Source organism: Nocardioides sp. F233 (assembly GCF_057813895.1).
This window is the reverse complement of record NZ_JBVASH010000003.1, coordinates 879308-897167: the sequence shown is the minus strand read 5'-3', so window position 1 is coordinate 897167 and position 17860 is coordinate 879308. Positions and strand designations below refer to the sequence as shown.

Sequence of the window (17860 nt, the reverse complement as noted above, 5' to 3'; positions counted from 1 at the left end):
CGCTAGCGAAAAAGTGAAACGTGTTCTAGTGTCGGCCTCGTGGCCCTGAACATCGCCGATCTCTTCGAACACGCCGTCGACGCCGTTCCCGACAAGCCCGCCGTCCAGGTGGGAGACGACGTCATCTCCTTCGCCGAGCTGGAGTCCGAGTCCAACAAGCTCGCGCACTACCTGCAGGCGCAGGGCATCGGGACGGGCGACCACGTCGGCCTCTACGCGAAGAACAGCATCGAGCACGTCGTCGCCCTGATCGGGATCCTCAAGGTCCGGGCGGTCGCGATCAACGTCAACTACCGCTACGTCACCGGCGAGCTGGAGTACCTCTTCGACAACGCCGACCTCGTCGGCCTGGTGCACGACCGCGTGTACGCCCCGCTGGTCGCCGAGGTCGCGCCGAAGTTCCCCGACCTGAAGACCATCATCGCGGTGCCCAACCCGCTCGAGCCCGGCGACGCGAGCGACCTGTCGTCGTTCGGAGGCGTCACTCTCGAGGACGCGATCGCCGGCCAGTCCGACGCCCGCGACTTCGGTGCCCGCAGCGCCGACGACATCCACGTCATCTACACCGGCGGCACCACCGGCTTCCCCAAGGGCGTCATGTGGCGCCACGAGGACTTCTGGCGGGTGCTCGGCGGCGGCATCGACTTCATGACGGCCGAGCCGCTCGAGGAGTACGACCAGTCGAAGAAGGCGCTGCAGGACAGCCTCGTGACGCTGCCGCTCAGCCCGCTCATGCACGGCGGCGCGCAGGCGTCCCTGCTCATGCACCTGTTCGCCGGCCAGGTCACCATCCTCGAGCCGAAGTTCGACCCGGTCCGCACCTGGGACCTCGTCGACAAGCACGGCGTGCAGATGCTGTTCATGACCGGTGACGCCATGGCGATCCCGCTCATCGACGCCTACGAGGCCGGCGGCTACGACGGCCAGACCCTGTTCGCCATCGCCTCCAGCGCCGCGATCTTCTCCAAGTCGGTGAAGGAGCGCTGGATGAAGCACTTCCCCAACGCCGTCTTCACCGACTCGGTCGGCTCCTCGGAGACCGGCTTCCAGGGCACCGGCCTGCAGGACGCCAGCGCCCTGTCCACCGACGGTCCGGTCGTCTCGATCCCGCCGACCACCGTGATCCTCGGCGACGACAACCAGCTCCTCGATCCGGTCAAGGACGTCGGCAAGATCGGTCGCACCGCCCGCTCGGGCAACGTGCCGGTCGGCTACTACAAGGACCCCGAGAAGTCGGCGAAGACCTTCATCGAGATCGACGGGGTCCGCTACTCGATCCCCGGCGACAACGCGCGGATCGAGGAGGGCAACCGGATCACCCTGCTCGGTCGCGGCTCCAACTGCATCAACACCGGCGGGGAGAAGGTCTACCCGGAGGAGGTCGAGCAGGCGATCAAGGCACACCCCGGTGTGTACGACGTCCTGGTGGTCGGGCTGCCCGACGAGAAGTACGGCCAGACGGTCGCCGCCGTGGTCGAGCCCCGCCCCGGGCACGAGGTCGAGCTCGAGGAGCTGCGCACCTTCCTGCGCGCCCACCTGTCCGGCTACAAGCTGCCCCGCGCGCTGACGATCGTGCCGGAGATCCCCCGCAACGCGACGGGCAAGGCGCAATACCCGCGGGCCAAGGAGCTCGCACTTGCCTCCCGTGACGAGAACGAAGGAGCGAACGCCTGATGCACACCGCCCTGTGCGATGCCTTCGGCATCGAGTACCCGATCTTCGCCTTCACCCCGTCCGAGCACGTCGCGGCCGCCGTGTCGCGCGCCGGCGGCCTGGGCGTGCTGGGCTGCGTCCGGTTCAACGACACCGACGAGCTCGACCGGGTCCTGACCTGGATGGACGAGAACACCGACGGCAAGCCGTACGGCGTCGACGTGGTCATGCCGATGAAGATCCCCACCGAGGGCACCTCGGCCGACCTGTCGACGTACATCCCCGAGGACCACAAGAAGTTCGTCGACGAGACGCTGCTCAAGCTCGGCGTCCCGCCGCTGCCGGAGGGCGAGGGCCGCGAGGGCGTGCTCGGCTGGCTGCACTCGGTCGCGCGCTCCCACGTGGACGTCGCGCTGCAGCACCGCCCGGTGCTCATCGCCAACGCGCTCGGCTCGCCGCCGGTCGACGTGATCGAGCAGTGCCACGAGGCCGGGCTCAAGGTCGCCGCGCTGGCCGGTGCGCCGAAGCACGCGCTGAGCCACGTCGCCAACGGCGTCGACATCATCATCGCCCAGGGCTACGAGGCAGGCGGCCACACCGGCGAGATCGCCAGCATGGTCCTCACCCCCGACATCGTCGATGCGGTCGGCCCGGACGTGCCCGTCCTCGGCGCCGGTGGCATCGGCTCGGGCCGCCAGATCGCGGCCTCGCTCGCGCTCGGCGCGCAGGGCGTGTGGACCGGCTCGATCTGGCTCGGCACCGAGGAGTACCGCAACCTCGCCGGCAACAAGGGCTGGGAGACCGCGTTCCTGCGGGCCACCTCGTCCGACACCGTGCGGACCCGGATCTACACCGGGAAGCCGGCCCGCCTGCTCAAGACGCGGTGGACCGAGGCCTGGTCGGAGGAGGGTGCTCCGGCGCCGCTGCCGATGCCGCTGCAGAACCTCCTCGTCGCCGACGCCCACAACCGGATCAACGCCTCCGGCGACCCGGACGTGATCTCCATGCCCATCGGGCAGATCGTCGGGCGGATGAACGAGGTCCGCCCGGTCGCCGAGGTCGTCGCGGACCTGGTCGCCGAGTTCGAGGCGACGGTCAAGAAGCTGGACGGGATCGCCGGGATCTGAGGTCGGGTACTCAACCGGATCCGAGCACGGGTGCGCAGGATCGGAGCATGACCTCGCTCCTGCGCCCCTCCAGCCTGTTCGTGCTCGCTCTCATGCCCACCATCGCGGCCCTCGGTGCCTGCGGCAACGCCGTCGATGCCGACGTGCTCGGCACGGCAGCCATCACTGCGGGCGCCGACGGCCGCCCGGTCGTGGTCGTCGGGGTGTGCCACGGCGAGGTCGACACGGTCCAGCTGTCCGGCGACCGCACCGGCCTGGCCGACGACGAGCCGAACCCGGTGATTGCGACCTGGCAGGCCACGAGCGGGCGCGACGGAACGGTCGAGCTCGTCCTCGGTGGCGCGAACGACGGCTGGAACGGCCCGGAGGAGCTGACACTCGACGACGACCGCACGTACGTGCTGACCGCCGCCGACGCCGGTGAGGACGCCGAGGCCACGCAGGTCTCCTTCACCCCGGCCCAGCTCGCCTCGCTTGCTCCCGACCAGGTCCTCGTCCGCGACGGCGAGGTCGTGCCGCGTACCGAGCTCGACGACTGCGCGGGGTAGCGCGCCGGCCGAGGTTCACTAGGCTGCCGGGATGACCCGCAACGTGCTGATCGCTGGAGCCGGACCCGGGGTGAGCGGCTCGCTCGCCCGCCTGTACGCCGCGGAGGGCGGCTCGGTCTGCCTGCTCGGCGCCGAGGAGGACGTGCTGGCGCAGCTGCGCAGCGAGGTCGAGGCGGCCGGCGCCGTCGCCGGCTCGGCGGTCGTCGACCTCACCGACGACGCGGCCACCCGCGCCGCCGTGACCCGGATGGGGGAGCACGTCGGGCACCTCGACGTCGTGCACTTCAACCCGTCGGCGTACCGCGAGAAGGACCCGCTGAGCCTGACCCCCGACGAGCTGCTCGCGGACGTCCGGCTCGGTGTCGGCGCGCTGCTCTCGCTCGTCCAGGCGGCCCGCCCGTTCATGGGTCCGGGCGGCCGGGTGACCGTGACCGGCAGCATGGCCGCCGACTCGCCGTGGTTCGGGGCCGCGTCGCTGGGCGTGCAGAAGGCCGGGGTGCAGAACCTCGTGCGCAGCATCGACGCCACCCTCAAGGGCGACGGGATCCGCGCGGTCTCCGTGACCGTCCGCGGCCTGCTCAAGAAGGACGGCCCGTTCGCCCCCGACAACGTCGCGCGGGCGCTGCGGGCCGCGATCGACCAGGACGAGGCGGACTGGCGCGCGGAGATCCCCTACACCGGCTGAGACCGAGGCTGAGGAGAGGTCGGGCCTCAGAAGGCCGAGACACTCTCCGGCGCCCGCTGCGGTCGGCTGAGCGCCCGGACGACGGCGGCCTGGCCGTGGCGGCGCACGGCGACCGCGCTGAGCAGGGCGAGGACGTCGGCGAGGACGTCGTCCGGGAACTCCGGCGTGTCGAGGCCGACGCTGCTCGCGAGGTCGTCCGCGTGCACGACGATCTCCATGGCCCGGGTGACGAGGAAGTCGCCGGTGCTCAGCGACCAGCCCTGCCAGGGGATCCGGACCTGGTCCGGGACGCGGTGGTGGTGCTCGAGCAGCAGGGCAGGCAGGCGCTCGAGAGCTGCCGTGCCGTGCGCGATGACGTCGTCGGGCCCGCCCGCCGCTGCAGCATCGGCACCCTCGCGGACGGACACGTTCACCTCGTCGTCGGGGCCCGCCTCGACCCAGGCCGCGCGGGCGTAGTGCTCCAGCAGCGGGATCGCCGGCTCGGCGACCGGCTCCAGCTCGAGCAGGCGCACCGTGTTGCCGGCCTGCTGCAGGAGGTGGTGCGCCAGGCCGCCCACCGTCATCCCCGCGCACGAGCTCTCGTCGTGCCAGCCGGCCTTCACCTCGGTGCTGGCGGCGAGGTCGAGGGCGATCCGGGCGGCATCGACGAAGGAGGCGTGGTCCATACCCGCAGGCTAGATGAGGAGGTGCTCGACGGAGCCGCTGCGCCGTGCGAGGGTGGGCGCACTCGGCGGCCGGGGGTCGTCGTACCGACGACGACATGGGGGTCGCCATGGTGCACGAGGACACGACCGACCGCGCGGAGCGCACGCACCCACGCCGGCCGCAGGCCGTACGCCGGCTGGGGCTCGCCGCGGTGGCGGCCGCGCTGGTGCTGGCCGGCGCGGTGGCGACGGCGGGATCCTCGCAGGCCGACCTGTCGCTGAGCGGCGTACCGCGGGCGACCTGCGCAGACGGCGACCTGCCGGAGACCGCGCAGCAGGGTCGGGTCCCTGCGGCGGACTACGCCTCGGGCCGCGCGGCCCAGGGCTACCGCTGCAACACGGTCGAGGTCGGACACCACGGCAAGCGCTCCCAGCTCGGCTCGGGCGGCTACAAGGTGCAGCGCTACATCGACGTCACCGGCCGCACCTGCGCCTACTACGACTCGGCGATGATGGTCGGCCTCAACCTGCCGGGCCTGCTGACCGGCGGCGCGGGCCTGGGCGTCGTCGTGCTCGACATGACCGACCCGGCGCACCCGGTCAGGACGGCCAACCTGATCACGCCGGCGATGCTGCAGCCGCACGAGTCCCTGCTGGTCAACCAGGAGCGCGGTCTGGTCGCGGCCGTCATGGGCACCCTTGCGACGGCGCCGGGCGTGCTCGACGTGTACGACGCCAGCCAGGACTGCCGCCACCCGCGGCTGATGTCGACGACCCTGTCCGGAGTGATGGGTCACGAGAGCGGCTTCGCGCCCGACGGCCGGACCTTCTGGACCGCCGGCGCCGCGGGCTTCACCCTCACCGCCGTCGATCTCGCCGACCCGCGGCGCCCGCGGGTGCTGAAGACGAAGACCGGCGTCGTCTACCACGGGCTGCGGCTCTCCGACGACGGCCGCACCATGTACGTCGCGAACATCGGCAGCCCCAGCATCCTCACCGGGGGCCTGCTCGAGGGCGCCGGCCTCGACGTCCTCGACGTCTCCGACGTGCAGGACCGGCGCCCGAACCCGGGCATCCGCACGCTCTCGCGGCTGACCTGGGACGAGTCGTCGATCCCGCAGGTCGCCGAGCCGTTCACCCGTGACGGGCGGCAGTACGTCCTCGAGGTCGACGAGTTCAGCGACCTGTTCGGCGACTTCGCGCGGATCAACTCGCCGAGGAGCCCGGTCGGTGCGGCGCGGATCATCGACGTGACCGACCCGCGGGCGCCGTACGTCGTCTCGAACGTCCGCCTCGAGGTCCACGACCCGCTGCTGCGCGCCGACGTGATGGACGACCCGGGCGCCCGGGTGATCGTGCGCAGCTACACCGGGCACTACTGCTCGCTGCCGACGCGCGACGAGCCGCGGATCGCGGGCTGCTCGATGATCGGGTCCGGGCTGCGGCTCTTCGACATCTCCGATCTCGCGCACCCGCGCGAGGTCGGCTACTTCAACGAGCCCGGCCCCAACGGCGGTGCCGCACTGTCGCAGCCCGCATGGGACGTCGAGCACCAGCAGGTCTGGTACACCGACCTGGACGAGGGCTTCTTCGCCGTCGGGCTGAAGGGCCCGGCCGCGGCGCTGCTGCCCTGATCAGGCGTACGACGTCCCGCGCTCCGCTCGCACCCACACGGCTGCGTCCTCGGGGGCGATCCCGGCAGCGGCGAGGTCGCGCTTGACCACCTTGTTGGTGGCGGTGCGCGGCAGCTCGTCGACGACCCGCACGAACCGCGGCCACGCCTTGGCCGACAGGTCGTCCTGGGCGGCCAGGAAGTCCTCGAGGCCCTCGGGCGTGAGAGGGCCGCGCAGCAGCAGCGCGCAGGCGACCTGGTCGCCGACGCGGGGGTCGGGGACGGCGTACACGGCCGCTTCGCCGATCGACGGGTGCCGCAGCAGGATCCGCTCGATCGGCGCGGTGGCGAGGTTCTCGCCGTCGACACGCAGCCAGTCGCCGGACCGGCCGGCGAAGTAGACCCAGCCGTCGGAGTCGCGGTAGGCGAGGTCGCCGGACCAGTACATCCCGCCGCGCATCCGCTCGGCCTCAGCGGCCTCGTCCTTGTAGTAGCCGGCGAACGCGCCGGCGCCGGTGGTGTTCACGAGCTCGCCGATCGCCTCGTCGGCGTTGCTGAGCCGGCCGGTGGCGTCGAACACGGCGTCGGGCGTGGGCTCGCCGGTCTCGGGCGAGCGCACCTCCACCCCGGGCAGGGGCATGCCGAGGCTGCCGGCGGGCATGTCGGCACGGCGCTGCACGATGACGGCGTTCTCGGTCGAGGAGTAGGAGTCGACGACCTCGCAGCCGAAGCGCTCGGCGAAGGCCGCGATGTCGGCCTCGTTGGCCTCGTTGCCGAACACCAGCCGCAGTGGGTTGTCCGCGTCGTCCGGCTGCTCCTCGGTCGCGAGGACGTAGGTGAGTGGCTTGCCGACGTAGTTGGCGTAGGTCGCCCCGAAGTCGCGTACGTCGGGCAGGAACCCGCGTGCCGAGAACCCCGCCACTGCGAACGTGGCGCCGGTGGTCAGGGCAGGTGCCCAGCCCGCCATCACGGCGTTGGAGTGGAACATCGGCATCGAGACGTAGTGCACGTCGTCGCTCGTCAGCCCGAGCCGCCCGACGAGGTGGGTGCCGGGGCCGGTGATCTTGGAGTGGGTGACCCGCACGGCCTTGGGGGAGCCGCTGGTGCCGCTGGTGAAGATCAGCATGAACAGCGAGTCCGGCGTGGGGGGTCTCGACAGGCTCGACAAGCTCTCGATCCCGTCGTCGGTGGCGGCGAGCGCCGCGAGCGCCAGGTCGGGGGAGTCCACGACGAGCTGGCAGTCGGCCTTCGCGACATCCGCGTCGAGCGCCGCGCCGCGGCGGGTCGCGTTGAGGCCGACCAGCACGTGGCCGCCGAGCCCCGCGGCCGCGAGGTGCAGGGCGAAGGCGGGCCCGTTGGGCAGCAGGACGCCGACGTGAGCCGGTCGTCCTGTGGCGAGCCGGGCCTCGAGCGAAGCGGCCAGGCGAGCCGCCGCGGCGACGTACTGTCGCCACGACAGCTCACGGACGGAACCTGCTTCCCGCCAGCGCAGCGCCGGTCGGTCGTCGTCCGAGCGGGCGAGAAGCAGGTCCCGGACCGTCATGCGAAGCTGCGGCCGATCGCCAGCGCCTGCTCGGTGGCGCCGCCGAAGAGGAACTCGAACCGCTTGCCGCTGGTGAAGTACCGGTGCGCCTCGCCGTCGAGGTCGATGCCGACACCGCCGTGCACGTGGACGGTGGTGTGCGCGATCCGGTGGCCCGCGTCGGCGGCCCAGAGCTTCGCGGTCGCGACCTCGGTCGCGGCCGGCAGGCCTTCCTCGAGGCGCCAGATCGCCTGCCACAGGGTGAGCCGCTGGCCGAGCACGTCGATGAACCCGTCGGCCAGGCGCTGCGAGACGGCCTGGAAGGTGCCGATCGGGCGACCGAACTGCTCGCGGGTCTTGGCGTACTCCGAGGTCAGGCGCAGCGCACCCTCGGTCACGCCGAGCTGCTCGGCCGCGGCGAGCGCGACGAGGAGCTGGCCGAGACGCTCGGGCGCCTCCGCGCCGCCGACCTGGGTGGCGGCGGCGCCGGAGAAGGTCACCAGGGCCGCGACGTCGCCGTCGCTGGTCTTCTGCGCGACCCGCTTGACGCCCGGGGCCGCAGCGTCGAGGAGGTACACGCCCACGCCGGACGGACCGGTCGCGGTGACGAGCAGTGCGTCAGCGGCCATGCCCGCCCGGACCAGGGTCTTGGTGCCGGTCAGGGCGCCGGACGCGTCCGCCGTGACGGTCGGGGCGGCGGGCAGGTGCGCGCGCTCCTCGGCGACGGCGGCGGCGTAGAGCTTCGTGGTGTCCGCGGCGTCGCCGAGCACGGTGATGCAGGCGGCGTGCACGGCCAGCGGCACGGGCGCGACGCGCTTGCCGACCTCGACGAGCACGCGCGCGACCATGACCAGGTCCAGCTCGGTCCAGTCGAAGGCGTCGCCCAGGGTCGCCCACAGCTCGCGGTCGAAGCGGTCACCGCCGGCCTCGACCTCCTTGAGGCGGTCGTTGGTGGTCTTGTCGGCGAGGATCTGGGCCGCCAACTCGGCGGCCTCGTCCTGCTCGGGGGTGAAGAGAAAGTCCATGTCAGCTCCTCAGGCTCGCTTCGCGGCGGGCAGGCCGAGGCCGACGTACCCGATGATGTCGCGCTGGATCTCGTTGGTACCGCCGCCGAAGGTCATGACCAGCGACGAGCGGTGGAACCGCTCGAGGCGGCCGGCGAGCACGGCACCGGGGGAGTCGCCGGTGATCCCGGCGTGCGGCCCGACGACCTCCATCAACGAGCGGTAGACCTCGGTCGCGAGCTCGGAGCCGTAGATCTTGGTGGCCGACGCCTCGGCCGGCGAGAGCGGTACGCCGTGGTCGGCGTCCGCGGCCAGCTTCCAGTTGATCAGCGTGAGCGCCTCGATCCGGGCGTGCGCCCGGCCGAGCGCGATCTGCACCCACTCGGTGTCGATGACGCGCGTGCCGTCGGGGTTGTGGGTCTCGCGGGCCCAGTCCTTGACCAGGGTCAGCGAGTGCTGCAGGGGAGCGGCCGAGGTCAGGGCCACCCGCTCGTGGTTGAGCTGGTTGGTCATCAGCGCCCAGCCGCCACCGCGCTCGCTGACCAGGTTGGACGCGGGGACGCGGACGTCGGAGTAGTACGTCGCCGACGTACCGACCCCGGCGACGGTGTGCACGGGGGTGTACGACACGCCCGGCGCGTCGGCCGGGACGAGGATCATCGACAGGCCCTTGTGGCGGGGTGCGTCGGGCTCGGTACGGCAGGCCATCCAGAGCCAGTCGGCGTACTGGATGAGCGAGGTCCACATCTTCTGCCCGTTGATGACCCACTCGTCGCCCTCGAGCGTCGCCTTGGTCTTGAGCGAGGCGAGGTCGGTGCCCGAGCCGGGCTCGGAGTAGCCGATCGAGAAGTGCAGCTCGCCGGCGAGGATCTTGGGGAGGAAGTACTCCTTCTGCTCCTCGCTGCCGTAGCGCATGATCGTCGGCCCGACGGTGTTGAGCGTCAGGTACGGGATCGGGACGCCCGCGATCGCGGCGACGTCGGTGAAGATCAGCTGCTCGACCATGGAGCGGGCCTGGCCGCCGTACTCCTTGGGCCAGCCGATGCCGAGCCAGCCGTCGCTGCCGATCTGGCGGATCACGTCCTTGTAGACGCTCGCCTCGCCGAACTCGCCGGTGGCGGAGGCCAGTCCGGCGCGGATCTCGGGGGTGACGAGCTGGGCGAAGTACTCGCGGAGCTCCTCGCGCAGGGCTACCTGCTGCGGCTCCAGGTCGATGTGCATCGGGTCTCCTGTGCGGGTCCTCGGTCGGCCCTTCGGCGGGCCGGTTGTTGTCACCTTAACGGCAAAACTGTAACGTGTTCTACATGACCGACACCCTCCCGACCGTTGCGCGGAGTCTCGACCAGGGAACGACGCCGATCCGCTTCGCTCGCGGCTGGCACTGCCTCGGGCTGGCCTCGGACTTCGCCGACGGCAAGCCGCACGCCATCCACGGGTTCGGGACCAAGCTGGTCGTGTGGCAGGGCGCCAACGGTGAGCTCAACGTGCTCGACGGCTACTGCCGCCACATGGGCGGCGACCTGACCCAGGGCGAGGTCAAGGGCGACAACATCGCCTGCCCGTTCCACGACTGGCGCTGGGGTGGCGACGGCAAGTGCAAGGAGATCCCGTACGCGCGGCGCGTCCCGCTGCGGGCTCGCACCCAGCGCTACGAGACCGTCGTGCGCAACGGGCAGCTGCTGATCTGGCACGACCCGGAGGGCTCCGCGGCCGACCACGACATCCTGCCGCCCGAGCTGCCCGAGGTGATGTCGGACAAGTACACGCCGTGGTCGTGGAACACCCGGGAGATCAACGGCTCGCACTGCCGTGAGCTGATCGACAACGTCGCCGACATGGCGCACTTCTACTACGTGCACTTCGCGTTCCCGACCAGCTTCCGCAACATCTTCGACGGGCACACCGCGACCCAGTTCATGGAGTCGAAGGGCCGCCCGGACACGATGGGCGGCGGGTACGGCGACGAGAACTCGACCCTCAAGTCGGTCGCGACCTACTACGGGCCGTCGTACATGATCAACTGGCTCGAGGTCGACTACAAGGGCTTCATCACCGAGGTCATCCTCATCAACTGCCACATCCCGACCGGCCCCGAGTCGTTCCTGCTGCAGTACGGCATCACGGTCAAGAAGCCCGAGGGGCTCGACGAGAAGACCTGCGCCTACATCGCCGAGCGCTACACCGAGTCCTTCGGTGACGGCTTCCTGCAGGACGTCGCGATCTGGGAGAACAAGGTCGCCGTCCAGAACCCGCTGCTGTGCGAGGAGGACGGCCCGGTCTACCAGCTGCGCCGCTGGTACGAGCAGTTCTACGTCGACGTCGCCGACATCGCGCCCGAGATGACCGACCGCTTCGAGTTCGAGGTCGACACCACGAAGGCCAACGAGTACTGGCACGCCGAGGTCGCCGAGAACCTCGCCAAGCGGGCGGCCGCCGAGGCCGCCGCGCCCGCGGACGCCTGAGGCCCGGAGACCCGCGATGGCGTCGTTCGTCCCGACCAGCGAGGAGACCCTCGAGGACCTCCGGCACTACACGGAGGACCGGCTGGTCGACGTGGCCTGCCTGGACTGCCTGGCGAAGGTACGGGTCAAGAAGAACAGCGACCACCAGACCTCCGTGCAATGGAGCGCAGAGGCCAGGTCCGCCTGTCAAGAGTTCGTGCGACGAGATCAGCGTCCCGGCGGACGGGACGTGCACAAGCCGTGCGCGCGGCTGATGGCTAGCATCGACGACGCCGTCCGGGCCGGAGATGTCCCGGTCGGCGCGTACGACGGCTACTGAGCCATCTTTGAACTAGGGGAGTTCCGTGGACATCGAGTCCTTCGTGCTGGACGTCGTCGGTGTGGTCGAGGAGACCGCCGACGCGAAGTCGATCAGCTTCGCCGCGCCCGCGGGCGCCGAGGAGAGGTTCGACTACAAGCCCGGCCAGTTCCTGACCGTGGCGGTGCCGAGTGACCAGACCGGCATCGCGGCCCGGTGCTACTCGCTGTCCAGCAGCCCCCACGACGGTGGACCGCTCACGGTCACCGTGAAGCGCACGGCCGAGGGCTACGCGTCGAACTGGATCTGCGACAACCTGAAGGTCGGCGACACGCTGCGCGTGCTGCCGCCGTCCGGCATCTTCACACCGGCGTCGATCGACGCCGACCTGCTGCTGTTCGCGGGCGGCTCCGGTGTGACGCCGATCATGTCGATCACCCGCACCGCCCTCGCCCACGGCAAGGGCCAGATCGTGGTGTTCTACGCCAACCGCGACGAGAAGTCGGTCATCTTCGCCGACGAGCTCACCCGCCTGGCCGCCGAGAACCCCGACCGGCTGCAGGTCATCCACTGGCTCGAGTCCGTCCAGGGCCTGCCGACCGAGGCCCAGATGAAGGCCTTCGCGTCCCAGTACGGCGGCTTCGACTCGTTCGTGTGCGGCCCGGCGCCGTTCATGAAGATGGTCACCACGGTCCTCAAGGACCTCGAGGTGCCCCGCAGCCTGCGCCACCAGGAGAAGTTCGTCTCGCTGGGCGGCAACCCGTTCGGTGACCTCGAGGAGCTCCAGGCCGTCGAGGCCGAGATCGCCCTCGCCGAGTCCGACGACGACGGCCCCGCTGCCGACGTCTTCGCCGACGCCCCGGCCGGCCCGGTCAAGCTCGAGGTCGAGCTGGACGGCGAGGAGTACACCTTCGACGACTGGGACCCGCGCACCAAGATGCTCGACTTCCTGGAGGCGAAGGGCGTCAAGGCGCCGTACTCCTGCCGTGAGGGCGAGTGCTCGGCCTGCGCGATCCGGCTGATCGAGGGTGACGTCAAGATGATCTACAACGACGTGCTCGACAGCGACGACCTCGAGGACGGCATCCGGCTGGGCTGCCAGTCCGTCCCGCTGACCGACACGGTCAAGGTCAGCTACTCGTAGATCGGCGCGAGCGCGTCGCGTCCTGGTCGCGCCACCATGCCGGGAGAAACGACGACGGCCACCGGCTGCACCCCCCTAGGATGCAGCCGGCGGCCGTCGGTCTGTGTGGCTACCGGCCTCAGGCGGTCGGAGCCGGCGCGGGCGCCGGGTGGGCGGCCGTGCACTTGTCGAGGCGCTTCTGGGCGTGCTCGACGCGCTGCACCTGGAACTTCTTGGCCTTCTGGACGTGCTGCTTCTTCTCCTTGGCCGTGGCGAGCGCGGCCTGGGCGTTGCGCTTCTCCTTGGCCGTGTCGGACGCCTTGACCTCGGCCTTCGCCTCGGCGATCGCCTCCTTCTTGGCGGCGAGCTTCGCGGTCAGCGACTCGAGCTTGGCCTGCGCCTTGTCGAGCTGCGCCTGCTCCTTCGCGCACGGTGCGTCGGTGGGCGGCGCGGCAACGGCGCTGGTGAGCGGCGCGACGGTGAAGCCGAGTGCGAGCACGGCCGCGGCAGCGGCGGTACGGGCGAGAGTCATGGGAGACGCTCCTTCGTTGGTCGAATCGTTCTTCACCCGGTACATGTCGCCATCGCGTCGGAGCGTTACATCGGACCTCAGGACATTCGCGACGCCAGCCGGGTCGCCGTCATGTGGGCGATCGACTCGATCGAGATCATCGGGTTGACGCCGGAGGCGGTCGGGAAGCACGAGCCGTCGGCGACGTACAGGCCCTCGACGTCCCAGGTCCGCCCGTCCGGGTCGACCGCGGACGTGTCCCGGGAGCCACCCATCCGCGCGGAGCCCATGATGTGGAGCGCTGCCAGGGCGAGGGTGGCCGGCGCGGCGCCGGCGGTGCGCAGGTCCTGCTCGAACGAGGCGACCGAGCCGCGGACTCCGGGCTCGTAGCTGACGGTGCGGTGGTGGGTCGACGCGATCCAGCGGGCGCCGGCCGCCTCGGCGATCCGGGCGCCGCCGACCAGGCCCTGGACCAGGTGGTCGGTGTCGCGCGGGGACAGCTGGTAGCGGACCACCGGCTCCCCGCGCCGGTCCACCTGCACCGTGCCGCCGGGGTCACGGTCCCGGACGATCACCGCGACGCCGAGGGTGTGCCGCAGCTCGTTCATGCGGCGTCGGAAGTCGTCGGCACCGCGCCAGTTGACGAAGCCGGTGCCGAACGCCGGCGTGAGGGGAGCGGTCTCGAACAGCACGCCGTAGCCGTCGCCGTCGAGGTCGGTGAGCGCGTCGACGTACCGGCTCTGCATGGCGCCGATCCACCCGTCGACCGGCTCCTCCATCCGTCCCCAGACGGCGGTGGCGGGGTGGAGACGCAGGTGGCGACCGATGTTGGGGTTGGTGAGCCCGCTGCGCTGGAGCAGCGCGGGGGTCTGGATCGCGCCCGCGGCGACCACGACCGCGCGAGCGCGCACCTGGACCCGGTGCCCGTCAGCGGTGACTCCCTCGACGCCGGTCGCGCGGCCGAAGCTGGTGGTGACGGTGCGGACCGTGACGCCGGTGCAGATCCGGGCCCCGGCGTGGGCGGCGTCCTCGAGCCAGGTCTTCGCCGTCGACTGCTTCGCCCCGAGCCGGCAGCCCATCCCGCACCGCCCGCACTCGACGTCCTGGTCGCAGCCGATCACGTTGCGCGGCATGGCCGCCACGTCCCACCCCAGTGCCTGCGCACCCCGCTCGAGGATCGCGTCGCGCGGGGCTGCCTTGTCGTGGTCGGTGTTGACGCCGAGCCGGGTGCAGACGGCGTCCATCGAGGCGGCGTACTCCGCCGTCGCGAACTGGGGTACGCCGTGCCCGGCCCACTCCTCGCGCACGCGGTCGGGTGTGCGGAACGACGTCGAGTAGTTGACGACGGTGCCGCCGCCGAGCCCGCGCCCGGCCAGCAGAGCCACCTGGCCCTCGGCCGTGGACTGGGGACTGAGTGCGTAGAGCTCCAGGAAGCCGGTCTGTTCGCTGCCGTCGAAGTGCCGCTCGTCGTGCATCCCGCCGGCCTCGAGCACCACGACGTCGAGCCCGGCCGCGGCCAGGACCCCGGCCGCCGTACCGCCACCCGCTCCCGACCCCACGACGACCACGTCGCAGCTCATCGTGGTGTCGTGGGTGAGCGGCATCGGCCGCACCACGGGCGTCGGCGGGTCGGCGCGGACGCCGAGCGGGCCCGGGAAGCCCATCTCGTCCCACAGCGCCTGGCCGCCGGTCATGTAGTAGGGGAGGAGGCTCGCGGTCTTGAGACCCTGGAAGAGCACCCGCTTGGCGCCGATCCGGCTGTCGGAGAGTGACAGCAGCAGCTGCTCACGCGCTGCCCGGTCGAGCTCGGAGAAGCGGCGCGGGCGTCCCGTGAGGGCCATGCCGAGGGCTCGGCTGTCCCACGCGTCGAGGAGCGCCCGCAGCTGCCGGACCTCTCCGGTGCGCGGGTTGGCCTCCGCGATCCGCAGGGCCAGCTCGTGGGCGCCGACCTCGGTCGGGGTCGGGACACCGTCGCCACCGGGGGCAAAGGTGTCAGCGATGAGGCCCATGGCCCTGACCTGCCGCGCAGCGAACGCCATGACGGGACTTTAGGGCGTGTCGGTGGCCCGTGGGAGGGTCTCGGCATGACTGCCCCGAGTGCTGCCGTGCCCGGTCCCGACGGCCTGCCCCGCTGCCCCTGGGCGGTCAGCGCCCCGGAGTTCCCGGCCTACCACGACACCGAGTGGGGCTTCCCCGTCGTCGACGACCGGCGGCTGTTCGAGAAGGTCAGTCTCGAGGGCTTCCAGTCCGGGCTGAGCTGGCGCACGATCCTGGTGAAGCGCCCGGCGTTCCGTGCGGCCTTCTCCGGCTTCTCCCTTGAGACGGTGGCCGGGTACGACGAGCGTGACGTCGCCCGGCTGCTCGCCGACGCCGGGATCGTCCGGCACCGCGGCAAGATCGAGGCGGTGATCAACAACGCCGGGCGCGCGCTCGAGCTGATCGAGGAGCGGGGCTCGCTGGCGGCGTACTTCTGGGGGTTCGAGCCTCCACTGTCCGAGCTCGGGGAGCCGCAGACGCTGACGACATCTCCGGCCGCCGTCGCCATGTCGAAGGACCTGAAGAAGCGGGGCTGGAGGTTCGTCGGGCCGACCACCGCGTTCGCGTTCATGCAGGCGATGGGACTGGTCAACGACCACGTCGCCGGGTGCGTCACCCGGGAGGAGGTCGCTCAGGCGCGGGCCGGGTTCACGCCTCCGGCGTGACGGGCTCCGCCTGGACCACCCAGATCGTGTTGCCGTCGGCATCGGCGACGGAGAACATCATCGGCACGGCGCCCTCCCCGCCCATGAGCTCGCCGACCGCGACGCCCGCCTGCTCGAGGCGAGCACGCTCGCCGAGGACGTCGGTGGCCTCCACGCCGACGGCGCCGCCGCCGGTCGCCGAGCCGTCCCAGGCCACGTTCAGCGCCAGCACCGCGACCGAGCCGGGAGGTGCGACCTCGACCCAGCGCCCCGCGGTGTCCCCCTCGCCGAACGCGACGTCGGAGCGCAGGTCCCAGCCGAGGGTGCCGGTGTAGAACGCGACGGCCGCGTCCTGGTCGGCGACGGTGAACATGGCGGTGGCGAGCGAGGTCACGGAGGTCACGGTTCGAGCCTGCCACAGCGGCGGGGCGCTGAGTAGGCTCGCCGCATGGAGGAACTGGCCCGCCGACGCAAGCGACTCCCGCCGCCGGTCCGCTTCCTGTACGCCGACCTTGTGGCGCCCCGCCGGGAGGGCTTCCGGGTGTGGCTCGACCTGCGGCGCGACGAGCAGTGGCCGACGGTGCTCGAGGCGGTCGAGAACGAGCGAGTCGTCTGGTCGTCGCTGTGGCCGGACCGCCCGGGCGACCGGATCGTCCTGGAGGTCGGGGCCGACTGCGACGACTCGAGACTGGAGTACGTCTGGCTCTCGCCCGAGCCGGCCGACGAGTCGCTGCTGAGTGCGCGTCGGCGCCGGTTGAGTGAGCTGTTCTTCGCGGAGCTGCGCTACACCTACGGTCAGTGACCCAGCCGGTCGCCCAGCACCGCCACCGTGTCCGGCACGAACTCCAGCGTCGCCAGCATCTCCCGGAGCCGCTCGATGCTCACCCACTCGCCCCAGGCGACCTCCTCGGCCTGCCAGGTGATCGGCCCGTCGTAGACGCACGTGTAGGCGAACGCGTGGTACGACGTGTGCGCGTCGGCGTAGTCGTCCTCGCCGATCGCCTCCAGCTCGACCTCGGTCACCCCGAGCTCCTCGGCCGCCTCGCGCACCGCGGCGTCGTACGGGTCCTCGCCGGCCTGGAGCACCCCGCCGGCCGCGAAGTCGTAGCGGCCGGGGAACACGTCCTTGGTGTCGGTGCGCCGGTGGACGTAGACCTCGCCCGCGCTGTTGCGCACGACGACCAGGGTCGCCGCGTGGTGGAGGTTGCGGGCGCGCATCTCCGAGCGCGGCACCGCCTCTCCCGTCGGGCGGCCGTCGTCGCCGTACAGGGCGACCTGCTCCTCGGCGGAGTGTGTCGAGCCTTCGTGCGACGGTCCAGGCATGCCGACATCCTTTCAGGCCGTCGCGGTCGTGGTGATCGCTCTGGTCCCGGGTGCGCTCTACATCTGGGCCTTCGAGCGCGTCGTCGGGCGATGGGGCGTCGGCCTGAGCGATCGGCTCCTGCGCTTCGTCGGCGTGTCGGCGATCTTCCGCGTCCTGTGCGCTCCGGCGACCTACTCGGTCTGGACCTCGGCCTGGCCCGATGTGCTGGCCGGACGAGCACCGTGGTGGCTGTGGGCGGCGGCCTCCGGCTACGTGCTGGTGCCTCTCGGCGCAGTCTCGGTGATCGGAAGGGCGAGCAGTGCCGAACGGTCGTGGGCGCATTGGTTCACCGGTCCGAATCCGGCGCCGCGCGCCTGGGATTACCTCTTTCAGGGCAATCGCGAAGGTTGGGTCAGGATCCGGCTGAAGTCCGGAGCGTGGCTGGGCGGAGGGTTCGGAAGGTCAACCGGTGGTCTTCGCTCGTACTCAGCCGGTTGTCCCGAGGACCAGGACCTCTTCCTGTCGACGATCGTCGCCACCGACCCTGACAGCGGCGAGTTCCTGTTCGGCGCTGAGGGAAAGCCCGTGCTGGTCGACGGCGGCATCCTCGTCCGGTGGGAGGAGGTCGAGTATCTTGAGTTCATCGACTTCTAGGAGAACTGGCATGGCACGGAATCAGTCGGTGTC

At 71.3% G+C, this 17860-nt stretch carries 19 protein-coding genes; 11 read left to right on the top strand and 8 right to left on the bottom strand.

Annotation, left to right across the window (positions count from 1 at the left end):
• The first annotated feature begins 39 nt into the window (after nt 1-39).
• From ACZYRU_RS15735 to ACZYRU_RS15720, 4 genes are read left to right on the top strand one after another with little or no spacing between them, the layout of a single operon-like run.
• Nucleotides 40-1674, top strand: a complete 1635-nt coding sequence (locus ACZYRU_RS15735; RefSeq protein ID WP_488958030.1) for an acyl-CoA synthetase — start codon at nt 40-42, stop codon at nt 1672-1674.
• Complete coding sequence (locus ACZYRU_RS15730; protein WP_488958029.1) at nt 1674-2780, top strand: NAD(P)H-dependent flavin oxidoreductase; 1107 nt, start codon at nt 1674-1676, stop codon at nt 2778-2780. Before ACZYRU_RS15735 ends, ACZYRU_RS15730 begins: the two co-directional genes overlap by 1 nt.
• Nucleotides 2781-2827: 47 nt before the next feature.
• Nucleotides 2828-3328 (top strand): hypothetical protein, encoded by a 501-nt coding sequence (locus tag ACZYRU_RS15725; RefSeq protein WP_488958028.1) that lies wholly within the window; start codon nt 2828-2830, stop codon nt 3326-3328.
• A 31-nt stretch (nt 3329-3359) separates the two neighbouring features.
• The gene (locus tag ACZYRU_RS15720; protein ID WP_488958027.1) at nt 3360-4013 is read left to right on the top strand and encodes an SDR family oxidoreductase; all 654 of its coding nucleotides are present in this window, start codon (nt 3360-3362) and stop codon (nt 4011-4013) included.
• A 26-nt stretch (nt 4014-4039) separates the two neighbouring features.
• Here ACZYRU_RS15720 and ACZYRU_RS15715 read toward each other — a convergent pair whose 3' ends face one another.
• Nucleotides 4040-4678, bottom strand: a complete 639-nt coding sequence (locus ACZYRU_RS15715) for a maleylpyruvate isomerase N-terminal domain-containing protein (protein ID WP_488958026.1) — start codon at nt 4676-4678, stop codon at nt 4040-4042.
• A gap of 95 nt (nt 4679-4773) precedes the next feature.
• Here ACZYRU_RS15715 and ACZYRU_RS15710 point away from each other — a divergent pair, with 95 nt between their 5' ends.
• Nucleotides 4774-6291, top strand: coding sequence for an LVIVD repeat-containing protein (locus tag ACZYRU_RS15710; RefSeq protein WP_488958025.1), 1518 nt, complete (start codon nt 4774-4776; stop codon nt 6289-6291).
• On the opposite strand, the gene ACZYRU_RS15705 is transcribed toward ACZYRU_RS15710, so the two are convergent.
• Genes ACZYRU_RS15705 through ACZYRU_RS15695 form a run of 3 tightly spaced genes read right to left on the bottom strand, consistent with a single transcriptional unit; the run spans nt 6292 to nt 10016 of the window.
• On the bottom strand, nt 6292-7812 hold the full coding sequence (locus ACZYRU_RS15705) for an AMP-binding protein (RefSeq protein ID WP_488958024.1): 1521 nt from the start codon (nt 7810-7812) through the stop codon (nt 6292-6294).
• Nucleotides 7809-8816, bottom strand: a complete 1008-nt coding sequence (locus ACZYRU_RS15700; RefSeq protein ID WP_488958023.1) for an acyl-CoA dehydrogenase family protein — start codon at nt 8814-8816, stop codon at nt 7809-7811. Before ACZYRU_RS15700 ends, ACZYRU_RS15705 begins: the two co-directional genes overlap by 4 nt.
• A gap of 9 nt (nt 8817-8825) precedes the next feature.
• Entirely contained in the window at nt 8826-10016 is a 1191-nt protein-coding gene (locus ACZYRU_RS15695; RefSeq protein ID WP_488958022.1) for an acyl-CoA dehydrogenase family protein, read from the bottom strand.
• An 83-nt stretch (nt 10017-10099) separates the two neighbouring features.
• Between ACZYRU_RS15695 and ACZYRU_RS15690 the strand changes: the two genes are divergently transcribed.
• From ACZYRU_RS15690 to ACZYRU_RS15680, 3 genes are read left to right on the top strand one after another with little or no spacing between them, the layout of a single operon-like run.
• On the top strand, nt 10100-11257 hold the full coding sequence (locus ACZYRU_RS15690) for a 3-ketosteroid-9-alpha-monooxygenase, oxygenase component (RefSeq protein WP_488958021.1): 1158 nt from the start codon (nt 10100-10102) through the stop codon (nt 11255-11257).
• A 16-nt stretch (nt 11258-11273) separates the two neighbouring features.
• Entirely contained in the window at nt 11274-11576 is a 303-nt protein-coding gene (locus tag ACZYRU_RS15685) for a hypothetical protein (protein ID WP_488958020.1), read from the top strand.
• A gap of 25 nt (nt 11577-11601) precedes the next feature.
• Nucleotides 11602-12699 (top strand): 2Fe-2S iron-sulfur cluster-binding protein, encoded by a 1098-nt coding sequence (locus ACZYRU_RS15680; RefSeq protein ID WP_488958019.1) that lies wholly within the window; start codon nt 11602-11604, stop codon nt 12697-12699.
• Nucleotides 12700-12817: 118 nt separating this feature from the next.
• On the opposite strand, the gene ACZYRU_RS15675 is transcribed toward ACZYRU_RS15680, so the two are convergent.
• Nucleotides 12818-13210, bottom strand: a complete 393-nt coding sequence (locus ACZYRU_RS15675; RefSeq protein WP_488958018.1) for a hypothetical protein — start codon at nt 13208-13210, stop codon at nt 12818-12820.
• Between the two features lie 77 nt (nt 13211-13287).
• Nucleotides 13288-15228, bottom strand: a complete 1941-nt coding sequence (locus ACZYRU_RS15670) for a GMC family oxidoreductase N-terminal domain-containing protein (RefSeq protein WP_488958017.1) — start codon at nt 15226-15228, stop codon at nt 13288-13290.
• Nucleotides 15229-15273: 45 nt separating this feature from the next.
• Here ACZYRU_RS15670 and ACZYRU_RS15665 point away from each other — a divergent pair, with 45 nt between their 5' ends.
• Nucleotides 15274-15891, top strand: a complete 618-nt coding sequence (locus tag ACZYRU_RS15665) for a DNA-3-methyladenine glycosylase I (protein WP_488958016.1) — start codon at nt 15274-15276, stop codon at nt 15889-15891.
• Here ACZYRU_RS15665 and ACZYRU_RS15660 read toward each other — a convergent pair.
• Complete coding sequence (locus ACZYRU_RS15660; RefSeq protein ID WP_488958015.1) at nt 15875-16273, bottom strand: VOC family protein; 399 nt, start codon at nt 16271-16273, stop codon at nt 15875-15877. The two genes, ACZYRU_RS15665 and ACZYRU_RS15660, sit on opposite strands and share 17 nt — an antisense overlap.
• A 45-nt stretch (nt 16274-16318) precedes the next feature.
• Between ACZYRU_RS15660 and ACZYRU_RS15655 the strand changes: the two genes are divergently transcribed.
• Complete coding sequence (locus tag ACZYRU_RS15655) at nt 16319-16672, top strand: hypothetical protein (RefSeq protein ID WP_488958014.1); 354 nt, start codon at nt 16319-16321, stop codon at nt 16670-16672.
• Here ACZYRU_RS15655 and ACZYRU_RS15650 read toward each other — a convergent pair.
• On the bottom strand, nt 16666-17193 hold the full coding sequence (locus ACZYRU_RS15650) for an NUDIX hydrolase (protein WP_488958013.1): 528 nt from the start codon (nt 17191-17193) through the stop codon (nt 16666-16668). The two genes, ACZYRU_RS15655 and ACZYRU_RS15650, sit on opposite strands and share 7 nt — an antisense overlap.
• On the opposite strand from ACZYRU_RS15650, the gene ACZYRU_RS15645 reads away from it, so the two are divergent.
• A complete protein-coding gene (locus ACZYRU_RS15645; RefSeq protein WP_488958012.1) occupies nt 17192-17827 on the top strand; it encodes a DUF6338 family protein in 636 nt (211 codons plus the stop codon). The genes ACZYRU_RS15650 and ACZYRU_RS15645 overlap by 2 nt on opposite strands.
• Nucleotides 17828-17860 lie beyond the last annotated feature (33 nt).

Excerpts from the sequence above, each read along its gene's own strand:
- ACZYRU_RS15730 (WP_488958029.1), top strand. The coding sequence starts at position 1,674 with ATGCACACCGCCCTGTGCGATGCCTTCGGCATCGAGTACCCGATCTTC.
- ACZYRU_RS15725 (WP_488958028.1), top strand. The coding sequence starts at position 2,828 with ATGACCTCGCTCCTGCGCCCCTCCAGCCTGTTCGTGCTCGCTCTCATG.
- ACZYRU_RS15720 (WP_488958027.1), top strand. The coding sequence starts at position 3,360 with ATGACCCGCAACGTGCTGATCGCTGGAGCCGGACCCGGGGTGAGCGGC.
- ACZYRU_RS15715 (WP_488958026.1), bottom strand. The coding sequence starts at position 4,678 with ATGGACCACGCCTCCTTCGTCGATGCCGCCCGGATCGCCCTCGACCTC.
- ACZYRU_RS15710 (WP_488958025.1), top strand. The coding sequence starts at position 4,774 with ATGGGGGTCGCCATGGTGCACGAGGACACGACCGACCGCGCGGAGCGC.
- ACZYRU_RS15705 (WP_488958024.1), bottom strand. The coding sequence starts at position 7,812 with ATGACGGTCCGGGACCTGCTTCTCGCCCGCTCGGACGACGACCGACCG.
- ACZYRU_RS15700 (WP_488958023.1), bottom strand. The coding sequence starts at position 8,816 with ATGGACTTTCTCTTCACCCCCGAGCAGGACGAGGCCGCCGAGTTGGCG.
- ACZYRU_RS15695 (WP_488958022.1), bottom strand. The coding sequence starts at position 10,016 with ATGCACATCGACCTGGAGCCGCAGCAGGTAGCCCTGCGCGAGGAGCTC.
- ACZYRU_RS15690 (WP_488958021.1), top strand. The coding sequence starts at position 10,100 with ATGACCGACACCCTCCCGACCGTTGCGCGGAGTCTCGACCAGGGAACG.
- ACZYRU_RS15685 (WP_488958020.1), top strand. The coding sequence starts at position 11,274 with ATGGCGTCGTTCGTCCCGACCAGCGAGGAGACCCTCGAGGACCTCCGG.
- ACZYRU_RS15675 (WP_488958018.1), bottom strand. The coding sequence starts at position 13,210 with ATGACTCTCGCCCGTACCGCCGCTGCCGCGGCCGTGCTCGCACTCGGC.
- ACZYRU_RS15670 (WP_488958017.1), bottom strand. The coding sequence starts at position 15,228 with ATGGCGTTCGCTGCGCGGCAGGTCAGGGCCATGGGCCTCATCGCTGAC.
- ACZYRU_RS15665 (WP_488958016.1), top strand. The coding sequence starts at position 15,274 with ATGACTGCCCCGAGTGCTGCCGTGCCCGGTCCCGACGGCCTGCCCCGC.
- ACZYRU_RS15655 (WP_488958014.1), top strand. The coding sequence starts at position 16,319 with ATGGAGGAACTGGCCCGCCGACGCAAGCGACTCCCGCCGCCGGTCCGC.
- ACZYRU_RS15645 (WP_488958012.1), top strand. The coding sequence starts at position 17,192 with ATGCCGACATCCTTTCAGGCCGTCGCGGTCGTGGTGATCGCTCTGGTC.
- ACZYRU_RS15650 (WP_488958013.1), bottom strand. The coding sequence starts at position 17,193 with ATGCCTGGACCGTCGCACGAAGGCTCGACACACTCCGCCGAGGAGCAG.